Genomic DNA, 9,272 nt, shown 5'->3' with positions numbered 1-9,272 from the left:
GGGCAATATAATGGCAATTCAGATTAAACTAGTTTCAAGCGAAAATGGCTTTCATGATTTTGACGTCCAGGGCGCAGGGTTTATTAACCGTGTTACCGTAAGCAATGATATTCAACGTGGTGATATGTTCAATATTTATCACGGTTACTCTGACGAGAATCGCCGTAAAAGCACGGGCATCTGGCTTGGCGATAAAGGTATCGGCGGTTATCTCACTGGTGATTTAGAGAAGTCGATTCGTCGCTCTGACGTCTTCATAGGTGAAACGATGGATTCTGACTATTTTTACGCTATGGTCGCTAAAAAGCACTGTAAATGTAACTGTAAGAGTCCCAGTGTTCGTTCTCGTTATGAGAATCGTACTTTGATTGCTGTTGACCTGGACTCAACGGAGTTTGAGCGCGAAAGCAGCCGATTCAATGTTTACACCGGTTCTTGTATTAGCTGCGGTGAATTGGTCACCTTTGGTAATCAGATTGGTAGTTTTAATAGCACCGGGCTTGACCACTTAAAAGACCTAGCGGTTAAAGAACACCGTGGACCGATCGAATGGGGCAATATTATTACTTCAAGAGATCAGCTTTAGTGATTTGGCTGGTGGCATAGCTGCCAGCAATATGTAGGATATTGCAATGACCAAGGAAGAAATGAGTATTACCGAGTTTTTCAGTACTATCGAGCCAGAAAGTACACCAACGGAACGTATTAACAAAGTTGTTCATTCGCTTGGTGAACTTAAAGGTGTAATTGATGCCGCTGAAAGCTTAGGTATGGCGGTTGATAACAAAATCTTTTGTATGGGCTTGCAGGGTGTAGCTGCCCGAGTATTTACCGATCTGGATTTGGATTTTGATGCAGGGCAATCTGCAGAAGCGATGGTCTACGACACCAGCGATTGTGATCCTAAAATAAAAACTAAGACAACGAAATCTGTTCAGGTTCTAGAGAATGTCAAATCACTGAAAGCGTTTATCGCTGAACTTGAATCGTATGGTGCAACGGATGAAAGCGTGACGTACTGTATCGCTTTGCCGGGACTAAGAATCAGCACTTATCGAAATATGGATTTAGAATTTAATTGGGCATAGTACAAGCCCATAGCAGGAGTTTTCCCATGGATAACGAGACATTTTACTTTCTTGCCTACCCGGGCGGTGACCAAAAGAAAATCACGGTCATAGACCTTGCTTTTTCTGTCGATTATCAACGCAATGACTGGGCTAATGTGAACGATGAAACGTATTCTGAACACCAGAAAGCAATTTCCGATGCCCGTAAATTGGCTAAGAAATTCGACCTTGAATATGTCCCGTTCGACTCTCGCTATAATAGTGAATTGAGCGAGCCTAAACACCCTCAGCTAACGCTGGATGAAGAAGAGTGATAGAATGTGTGCCAATCTTCTTAAATTGGCACACAATGCTTTCTACGCGCAATGCGGGAAGTGTGATCTATTTAAAGCAAATTAAGTATTCTGAACGGTAAAGCAAATATGGCAACAACCTATGAAAAGATGTTCCTCGATGTAGCATCAAACCTTAATACAAGTGACAATGACACTAAGATCCGCCAGATTGTAATGTCGCCTGATAGCGAAGACTTACGCTTGGCAATGGGTCAGCTGATTGCTGAAATGGCAGAATATTTCATTGAAGGACGTAACAATATGAACCCGGGCTGTATTGCACACCAGTGCCATATTGTTAGTCACGGCTTTAAATTATTTTTCGATCAGAACTGCAGTGAGCCATCTTTACCGCAGTTTGCTAACCTAAAGCTCACGGTTGGTAACGTGTTCTACAAGGGCGAGAACATTTATAAAGCAACGAAACGCACAGTGCGTGATACGATTGACGACGGTCGCAAGTTAGACCGCAAATTAGACGTTCACGTATGGCTTACTGCTAGCGATATGACTGTGTATGACTTGTCGATCATCCCAACGCTGCGAGCCAAAGGCCACAACATTGGTTCCGATGCTTCTCAACTAATTGTATGGAGACAAGAGGACAAGAGCGACTTTATCTATAAACCTCTTTTGGTTGATGATGACTTTGCAAACAAAGTAGACATCATTACGATGTGAGGTAGTTATGCCACTTCCTATTGATCAATCCGACATTACCTATATTTTTCTCGTGTTAGTGGTAGTTTTCATTATCTATACATTGAGTGGAGCTTCCGACTGGGTAGGGGAACATGTTCGCGCCAAGAAGCTTGCTAATGATGAGAAAGAATTGGAACTCGAAGAACGGCGTAAAAAACCTGAGTAACAGTTAATAAAAAAGGTGCTCGTTCTACGGCACCTTTTTTGTTGAGTTTACGAACACATACCTGGAGGAACTTTCCGGTTCATTGTCACTGGTAAATCTTCACTTTCAAGAGATTCTGTTCTGAAAATATCCTCTTTGTCTGAGCTCTCAACAACTTGGGTCTGTGAGCAGGTTGTTGGTTGTTCTTTCAGTTGTGATTCCATTTCCAAACGTTCTGACGCATTTACCCCCGTACCTGACAAGCCACGTATTATTTCATTTTGCTGCTTTACCATTTCAGATAGAGACTTAATTAATTCCGATTGGTCTCGAATCTGCTTTTCAAACGGCTCCATGTCGGCCAAGTTATACGTTGTACTTTTTTTAAGTGCCAATGCCATGTAATTCAATACATCTTCGGGTTTACTGAAGCCGAATGAAGGTATCAATTTACAAGCTTTGACAAGATCTGGGCTTGCGGTAAATAACCCTAGACCAGCCTTATATAAGTCAGAATGAGATAAGCTATGTTTCTTATCTTCTTTCGCCTGCCGGAAGCTCCTAAGAGCTTCCACATCGTCTCTATCTGCGTCAGAAATGTATATGCTGCTTATCTTTTCTCTGCCAGCCATAATTACTAACCCTCAGCAAGAGCATCCCCAGCTTGGGAAATTGCAATTTCTCGTGCCAATGCTGTTTGCGGCTTATCAATCATGATCACATCTGAATCTTTCTCAAATGCTTCGGTCATCGCAGGCAGGATTAACTCAGAACCACCACCTACCAGATATAAACGGTTTGGTGCAGATCGAAGTGCTTTAGTCACTTCAACGACTTGTGAGGCAAGTTTGTCTGTTGCTTCATTCATTGCAGTGCGAACAGCTTCGCGCTTTTCTTCGTTCTTAAAGGTTGCTTTCCACAATGCTTCATTCTTGCGGTTTTGAATTAAGTGACTGATGCGTGATTGTGACTGTTCAGAACCCCAAGCATCTCGTACTGCACGGATTACCTGATTGACATTGATGTTATCAAAGCCTTGTGGGATAAGGCTTTGGAATTCACCAATGATAAGGCATAGTTCAAGCGAGTTACCACCCAGGTCAACCACAACTGACTCTGAATAGTCGTCTACTTCTGCATTATATAGTGTAGACATAATTGCCGGGATACCCTCAGGCATCACTTTCACACTATTAATCTTGAATGGTGTAACGCACTGGTATTTGTTGCTGTCAGCCTGATCTGCAGCCTCAATGCCGTTGTTGATCTCAACTCTGCGCATGACGCTTTTTTTCTTCGCTTCAATGTTGGTGACGTTCTTGGTCAGATCGATGCCATTTTGGTAGTTGTAGTATTGTGAGATTGGCAGCGTTACAACAACGTCAATCAATGGGTATTCTTCTGGCGTACCAATGCCGGCATGTAGCAGGGCATAGTGGATCGCCGCCAAGTTAACGTCGGAGTTCTGAAACTCATTGTTAGTTGTCGTTAGGGAATTAACGTTCGAGTAGTGCAGTTTGTTGTCACCAATAGTGATATTAAACCCCTCTTTACCGTGAGGTGCTGGTTTGTGCCCCTCAGCAAAAGAGTGCGTGCAAACATATGTAAGCAGCTTGCTAAGTTTGATATGAGAAATCTTTATGTTTGTCGAGCCGTCATCAATGGCAACTACAGGGATAGGATTCTGTTCCACTTTTTTGTCCTCTTCCAAATCTCGCAGATTGTTCAAATAGCATACAAAATAGACTATTTGTTGGTGTTATCAGAAATATACTCTAATTGAGGTGTTCTTTCCACAATTTCGCCCTTTCATTTGATGGGAAGTGATCAAGCGGCAAAATTTAACCTTGTTTTGAGTATCTATTGAATACTCACAGAAGTAGTCAAAGTGTCTTTTTGGTTTTTGGTCTAATTATGAATACTCACTTTGAGTATCATTATGATGTCAATTTGAGTTTCAAAGTAAGGCTCAACTTAGGTTTGGCGCATGGGTAAGTACCTTCCAATTTTGAATTTGCGCACCTTGATTTTTATTGAGTATCTTTGTGAGGTGTTAGTTTTAATTGCTGAAATTGGTCAGAATTTGTGTTGTGTGACTAGATCAGAGGATTAGAAGCAGTCCGAACTATGATAAGAAACCATGTTTAATTTATTGTATTGGAATGCTTATGTTTAACTACAGAACCTATATGGGAGTGTGGTACAAGTCATTACTTCAGTTGGTCATGATGTTCGTATTTGTACATCTATGTTCGGTATTGCTGTTTGGTGTAAAACTCTTCTCTTTTGTCGGGTTGATTGTTGCGCTTTTCGTGACAGTAGCAATTGGCTCAATTGGCTATTTACAAAAACGTTCAGACAAGAACCGGAATGAAAAAATATCAGAAGCGAAAAAATCTAATTACGAGCAAAACAAAGCGTGAAATCGCGTATGACGCCAAAGAAAAAGCTCGAGCTTTTGTATCAACCGAGCAGGGTGTTCGCTTGTTACAGGATTGCAATGTGATCACTCCCGGTGGCTTATTACGGGAAAGGCGAAACATCAAGTTCTCTGAGGCTTTACTTCCATTGTTTCCTGGCATTACGGGGATGGTGGCAGAGCAATTGTATAGAGAACTACTTTTAGAACAGAAAAAGGGTTCTGAAAGTGATAGGACCTCACAAGGGAGAAAGTCGTGAGAACTACATTGATAATTATGGCAATTCTTCTCGTAGGAGTTGGAATTATTGAAACCATTGAAAAAGCAGCTTTACCAGAGCCGGTAAAAGTTGATTTGTATGAAAAGTCACAAGCTGAGCACGTTGCTAAGGAAAAACGAAAGCTGGCGAAGAAAAAGGAAGAACTTCTTCTAATAAAAGAAGGAAGAGACATCTTTGAAAAAAAAGAATTGTTAGATTTACCGGCACTATCAGAAAATGAACTCAAAAAGGTGATTCACTATCTTGTGAATGAGTACGTGTTGAGATTTGGGGGCATATTTTCAGTACTCGTTTTACTCACGTTCATATACATAAAATTTAGCAATGCAAGGTCCAGTTACTATTAGCTGTTTTTTCAGATAGGTCTTATTGAGCATCGATAAGTCCGATAATTCAAAAAAACCACGAAACCTACAGGGTCAGTCTTGTAGGTTTTTGTTACGAGTAAAGCTCTATGATCACTTGTTTGAGCAAGGTAAAAGATATTATTGAACTATCAAATATGATCCATTAGCCAATGTTATAAGGGGTATCCAGATGTTGAAAGATTTCAATGATGATAAGCTTTACAAATGTAAACGTATGGTTTGCAAACCTGCTCTTGATTCGCACGGTTCAGAAGTTCCTCATCGTTGTAGTTTGCAACTGGTTGATTTGAATAATCAGCCGTATGGTCCTGATAACATTTTTCGACAGTTTACTGGTGTCGAAATGGGTAAGATTTATGAAGTTCAAACAGAAATGGATGGTGACTACATACTTTCCGTTAAGCCAGGAACTTTCAAAGCGTTGACATCTCTATGATCAATTGGTCATAAGTTTTCGGTGGTAACGTTAGAGGCTGCTTTCTTGTGGAAAAGCAGCAAGTATCATAAATACGACAAGTAACCCTTCCTCTCGGCAAGTAGTTTAGAGGTTGAATTATATCTCAGTAATTAAAAATGGAATTATCAATGGCAAAAGCGCAGCAATTAACTATCGGCACGAAAGTAAAATATTACCCAATTATGGGCGAATCGGAATGTACTGAACATGAAGTGAGATCAGAAGTCTGGCAAGTATGTGGCGAGGATGTCGTGAAAATTTCAGGTAAGGCCGGTGGTGTAAGCATCGATCACTTAGTAGTGATCCAGTAATGGAGAGTCTCAATGCCTAGTTCTGATACAGTTTTAATCACTATTTTAGAGCAACCCATTAAGGTCAAAGACGAATTTGGTCAGATCGGTATGCTAGTGAGTATGGATTCCGGTAGACAGAACCCCTTTAAACTGGAGTCATTGGAAAGTGATGGTGCCACTTGGTATTGCCGTAGTATTGACGCTTTGTAACAAGCTAGAATAGGTCATTTAAGATCAGCTTCATTTTAGGCTAATTTTATTCTGTTCATGAAAGGGCGATAAATTATGTAGTTGCTCATCAAACAACAGCATAGGGGAATGCAATTTGTTGATATGTTTATCCACCAGCAAAATAAAAAGGTACATGATCAGCAGCTATAAATTTGTATTTGTTATAATAACGGCACTGAACGATGTGGCTGATAAGCGTCGTTCGGTGTTGTGTTATGCATACTCCTGTAACATTTAATTGGCTATTCCAATATGCAGCGTTTCCTCCCAGTGAACGCTGCTTTTTTTTGTCTGCACCATTTAGGTGTACCTTCGTATGATCACTTGCATTAGTTTTTCCGTTGCTACCATACAAACAGTTCTTAACTAATCCGTATAGGTACAAAGACAATGCCGATTTCAACAACAGCCTTAGCTTTTATCAATGCTGAACTTACTCCAATAACAGATGACGAGGGTAGGGAGCACATTGATTCAATGCTCAAAGAAGATTTTCACAACTCGCAAGCAACGCTAGTGGATCTGGAAGATATGGCTTCATGGGAGGACAATCTTCATGCTGTGCGAGGGTTCGGTGAAATAGATTGCTATTCCTCACACGAGCAGTTTCACTTTATCGTTTATACGAACAAGGCTAATAAGACAATTGTCTTTAAATCTGAAACAAACTGCTTTTACGCCCCAATTATGAAGCAGGTCCAAGTCATCATCACTGATGATAGCCGCTATGCAGTTAGTGACTGGCAGGTAACAAACTGGTACCGAAATCTCCTAACTACCCAAAATCCGATCGCCAATGTAGCAACCATGGGTATGTTTAACGAATTGCGTGTAGGTGTTCGCTTGGGTGAAATTAAGCCTTTTTCTTTCGTGTTCGAGGGACGGGAATACCAGATTGGCAGCAAAGGTGAGCTTACACCTGAATGGGCTATTAATTTCTTCGACCAGCAAGCGACTCATATGTACTCGCTAATGTCGGGTTGCTCACGCGAAGACGCACTCAAGAAACTAATTGATAAGAAAACTGAACGTCAACAAATCCAACACTAATCAGAGAGTCGATCATGAATATTAACCAAACCACACACCTTCTAACTTTTTTTGATGGCGATCCTATGCCAACAAACCCAATTGAAACGATGAAAGGACCGTTATCCTTTGGCAGTGAATTAGAAGCGGTCGAAGTACTGTTCCATCATGTGAAGAATCGAATCGCTGACTCGTATGCGGAGTTGTTTGCCGAAAGTGCAGATAGCAACAACATTGATATTCTGCAGTACACTTCTGATGACGACGTTGCAATCACTCGTGATGAAGTTATCATTGCCGTTGAAAGTGAATATTCAGATTCGGACAGCTGGGCTAACCTGATCGATTGGTATTCTAGTGTAGTTGAAGATTGTGATGGCTATTTCGCTTATAAGATCGAAGTAAAGCCAGTTCATAGTTTTCTAGAGCAAATGCGTATGGCTGATGCGGTCGAGATCGACGACAATTTTGTACGTCATTTCAATGTAACTTCCGTAGATGATTACGACAATCTCAATGATCAGGCGGTAATGGAAGCAGAAATGGTGGATGGTGACTATAAACAAAACGTTTATTCAGTCAACTATGATGAAGCCATGAATGCGTATTATAACGCACAGTTAGGGGCGTGGCAGGTAGGTGAGCTCTCGATTAAGTTCTTCAAAGTATCTTGAAGCATAACAATCAATCTCCCATTATCATTACATATCAATTTGTTTTAATATCATTAAATTGCTGAGTGGCAATCTATGCAGCTTAGAGCGGGTGGTCTTTCTGATAGCCTTTGGGCAATCGAATTACTGGGCGTGACCCGCACCTTTTCTTCTAGTGGACACAATGAGTTATGACCAACTGCGAAATTCAATCATTAGTTACGGTTCAAGCAATAAAGGATTTCCTTTTATTGGAGTTTGAAGATCAAGCCTTGATCAAAAAGAAATGTGTTGTGGCGATTGTTAAAGAGATCAAAGCTAGCCATGGCGAAACTCTTGATTTAAAGAAAATTGACAGTGTTCTCTTTGATAACAAATTCCTACCATTTATCAACGAGATGGATTACGCGCTTGAGTTGGTCTTTGTACCTGTTCATAAAGTATTTGATAGCCTACTTTCCCCTCAGAAGTAAACAGCAAAATTAAAATGGCTAGTCCCTTATCATTCAAATTGCTTATAGTGTCGAAGTATCATGGTAGAATTTGCCTAGCTTGACCTTGTACTGTGAGTTTTTTTAAGCGTTCTACGCTGAAATTTGATGGGTTAGACTAGTTTGGAGGATGTAATGGTTTTGAATAGTGATAACGAAACTATAAACAATGTAGTCGAGATAGTCGGTGGTATGATAAGTAATGCCGCTATCGATTCTGGTTACCACTCGCCTATTAACAGAGAGTATAACACCGCTCCTGGTTACTTAAATGTGGTGACCAAGCTTTCTTCTGAAGGTGAAGAGGGTAATGTCGAGTTATGTATCAAGTTTGAAAACAACGTTTGGTCAGTTTTTTTCAACAGAAAACTGACTCACTCTTTTAAACATGACATAACGGAAGCAGACCTAAAGACAGCTTTTAACCTATATCGTAGTTCGGCAAATTAACAATGTTAATCGTTTTAGGGTCCGCTTGCATGGTAGAGCAATTTTGCATTTGGTTCCTCGGGATTGGAAAGTCATTCTGAATCAACCGATAATCAGAGGGTTGAGTTGTAGTCTAATTTGGGTGGGGTATGTTTAAAAAAATAATTTCAGTTCTGCTGATAGTCATAACATCTCTAGTGAGCATTCCCATAGTAACGATAGTTCTTAGGCATGTTTTTGACGGTAATTTTAGTTTTCTCCCTCTAATGTTTGTTGTGATGCTGTTCGTACATTTATCGAGAAATTTGGTGTACGCGATTACACCGAGTTGGCCGAAGTGGATGTTAGATTAACTTTATGGAACTGCTT

Annotated in this window: 16 protein-coding genes; 14 read left to right on the top strand and 2 right to left on the bottom strand. The window is 40.5% G+C overall.

All coding sequences use genetic code 11. The annotated features are described in order from the left end of the window. The first annotated feature begins 10 nt into the window (after positions 1–10). The 5 genes from H735_RS09955 (at position 11) to H735_RS09935 (ending at position 2,273) form a co-directional block, all read left to right on the top strand. A complete protein-coding gene (locus tag H735_RS09955; protein WP_020194494.1) occupies positions 11–586 on the top strand; it encodes a hypothetical protein in 576 nt (191 codons plus the stop codon). 46 nt (positions 587–632) lie between these two features. Continuing rightward, complete coding sequence (locus tag H735_RS09950; protein WP_020194493.1) at positions 633–1,088, top strand: hypothetical protein; 456 nt, start codon at positions 633–635, stop codon at positions 1,086–1,088. Between the two features lie 26 nt (positions 1,089–1,114). Continuing rightward, the gene (locus tag H735_RS09945) at positions 1,115–1,384 is read left to right on the top strand and encodes a hypothetical protein (protein ID WP_020194492.1); all 270 of its coding nucleotides are present in this window, start codon (positions 1,115–1,117) and stop codon (positions 1,382–1,384) included. Positions 1,385–1,492: 108 nt separating this feature from the next. Next, complete coding sequence (locus H735_RS09940) at positions 1,493–2,086, top strand: hypothetical protein (RefSeq protein WP_020194491.1); 594 nt, start codon at positions 1,493–1,495, stop codon at positions 2,084–2,086. Between the two features lie 7 nt (positions 2,087–2,093). Further along, the gene (locus tag H735_RS09935) at positions 2,094–2,273 is read left to right on the top strand and encodes a hypothetical protein (protein ID WP_020194490.1); all 180 of its coding nucleotides are present in this window, start codon (positions 2,094–2,096) and stop codon (positions 2,271–2,273) included. Between the two features lie 47 nt (positions 2,274–2,320). On the opposite strand, the gene H735_RS09930 is transcribed toward H735_RS09935, so the two are convergent. Together H735_RS09930 and parM are read right to left on the bottom strand one after the other, a co-directional pair. Continuing rightward, positions 2,321–2,884, bottom strand: coding sequence for a hypothetical protein (locus H735_RS09930; protein WP_020194489.1), 564 nt, complete (start codon positions 2,882–2,884; stop codon positions 2,321–2,323). 5 nt (positions 2,885–2,889) lie between these two features. Next, on the bottom strand, positions 2,890–3,945 hold the full coding sequence (gene parM, locus H735_RS09925; protein WP_020194488.1) for a plasmid segregation protein ParM domain-containing protein: 1,056 nt from the start codon (positions 3,943–3,945) through the stop codon (positions 2,890–2,892). Positions 3,946–4,420: 475 nt separating this feature from the next. On the opposite strand from parM, the gene H735_RS30825 reads away from it, so the two are divergent. The 9 genes from H735_RS30825 to H735_RS09880 all read left to right on the top strand — a co-directional run bounded on the left by H735_RS30825 (position 4,421) and on the right by H735_RS09880 (position 8,924). After that, positions 4,421–4,675, top strand: coding sequence for a hypothetical protein (locus H735_RS30825; protein ID WP_095665322.1), 255 nt, complete (start codon positions 4,421–4,423; stop codon positions 4,673–4,675). 252 nt (positions 4,676–4,927) lie between these two features. Continuing rightward, positions 4,928–5,299, top strand: a complete 372-nt coding sequence (locus H735_RS09915) for a hypothetical protein (RefSeq protein ID WP_020194486.1) — start codon at positions 4,928–4,930, stop codon at positions 5,297–5,299. 190 nt (positions 5,300–5,489) lie between these two features. Beyond that, positions 5,490–5,756, top strand: coding sequence for a hypothetical protein (locus H735_RS09910; RefSeq protein WP_020194485.1), 267 nt, complete (start codon positions 5,490–5,492; stop codon positions 5,754–5,756). A 149-nt stretch (positions 5,757–5,905) separates the two neighbouring features. Continuing rightward, positions 5,906–6,088 (top strand): hypothetical protein, encoded by a 183-nt coding sequence (locus H735_RS09905; protein ID WP_020194484.1) that lies wholly within the window; start codon positions 5,906–5,908, stop codon positions 6,086–6,088. Positions 6,089–6,100: 12 nt separating this feature from the next. After that, positions 6,101–6,280, top strand: a complete 180-nt coding sequence (locus H735_RS09900; RefSeq protein ID WP_020194483.1) for a hypothetical protein — start codon at positions 6,101–6,103, stop codon at positions 6,278–6,280. A gap of 411 nt (positions 6,281–6,691) precedes the next feature. Then, complete coding sequence (locus tag H735_RS09895) at positions 6,692–7,351, top strand: hypothetical protein (RefSeq protein WP_020194482.1); 660 nt, start codon at positions 6,692–6,694, stop codon at positions 7,349–7,351. A gap of 14 nt (positions 7,352–7,365) precedes the next feature. Further along, a complete protein-coding gene (locus H735_RS09890; RefSeq protein ID WP_020194481.1) occupies positions 7,366–8,004 on the top strand; it encodes a hypothetical protein in 639 nt (212 codons plus the stop codon). Between the two features lie 230 nt (positions 8,005–8,234). Then, positions 8,235–8,456 carry a hypothetical protein gene (locus H735_RS09885; RefSeq protein WP_152447575.1) on the top strand — a complete coding sequence of 74 codons (222 nt, stop codon included), beginning with the start codon at positions 8,235–8,237 and terminating at the stop codon, positions 8,454–8,456. Positions 8,457–8,609: 153 nt separating this feature from the next. Then, entirely contained in the window at positions 8,610–8,924 is a 315-nt protein-coding gene (locus tag H735_RS09880; RefSeq protein WP_020194479.1) for a hypothetical protein, read from the top strand. The last annotated feature ends 348 nt before the right edge of the window (positions 8,925–9,272 follow it).

The organism is Vibrio owensii CAIM 1854 = LMG 25443 (assembly GCF_000817815.1).
Lineage (GTDB): Bacteria > Pseudomonadota > Gammaproteobacteria > Enterobacterales > Vibrionaceae > Vibrio > Vibrio owensii.
The sequence above is the reverse complement of the archived record's forward strand: the minus strand, read 5'-3'. Positions and strand labels throughout refer to the sequence as shown.

What these genes read in the sequence shown, in the direction of transcription:
- H735_RS09955 (WP_020194494.1), top strand. Translation starts at nt 11, where the DNA reads ATGGCAATTCAGATTAAACTAGTTTCAAGCGAAAATGGCTTTCATGAT.
- H735_RS09950 (WP_020194493.1), top strand. Translation starts at nt 633, where the DNA reads ATGACCAAGGAAGAAATGAGTATTACCGAGTTTTTCAGTACTATCGAG.
- H735_RS09945 (WP_020194492.1), top strand. Translation starts at nt 1,115, where the DNA reads ATGGATAACGAGACATTTTACTTTCTTGCCTACCCGGGCGGTGACCAA.
- H735_RS09940 (WP_020194491.1), top strand. Translation starts at nt 1,493, where the DNA reads ATGGCAACAACCTATGAAAAGATGTTCCTCGATGTAGCATCAAACCTT.
- H735_RS09935 (WP_020194490.1), top strand. Translation starts at nt 2,094, where the DNA reads ATGCCACTTCCTATTGATCAATCCGACATTACCTATATTTTTCTCGTG.
- H735_RS09930 (WP_020194489.1), bottom strand. Translation starts at nt 2,884, where the DNA reads ATGGCTGGCAGAGAAAAGATAAGCAGCATATACATTTCTGACGCAGAT.
- H735_RS30825 (WP_095665322.1), top strand. Translation starts at nt 4,421, where the DNA reads ATGTTTAACTACAGAACCTATATGGGAGTGTGGTACAAGTCATTACTT.
- H735_RS09910 (WP_020194485.1), top strand. Translation starts at nt 5,490, where the DNA reads ATGTTGAAAGATTTCAATGATGATAAGCTTTACAAATGTAAACGTATG.
- H735_RS09905 (WP_020194484.1), top strand. Translation starts at nt 5,906, where the DNA reads ATGGCAAAAGCGCAGCAATTAACTATCGGCACGAAAGTAAAATATTAC.
- H735_RS09900 (WP_020194483.1), top strand. Translation starts at nt 6,101, where the DNA reads ATGCCTAGTTCTGATACAGTTTTAATCACTATTTTAGAGCAACCCATT.
- H735_RS09895 (WP_020194482.1), top strand. Translation starts at nt 6,692, where the DNA reads ATGCCGATTTCAACAACAGCCTTAGCTTTTATCAATGCTGAACTTACT.
- H735_RS09890 (WP_020194481.1), top strand. Translation starts at nt 7,366, where the DNA reads ATGAATATTAACCAAACCACACACCTTCTAACTTTTTTTGATGGCGAT.
- H735_RS09880 (WP_020194479.1), top strand. Translation starts at nt 8,610, where the DNA reads ATGGTTTTGAATAGTGATAACGAAACTATAAACAATGTAGTCGAGATA.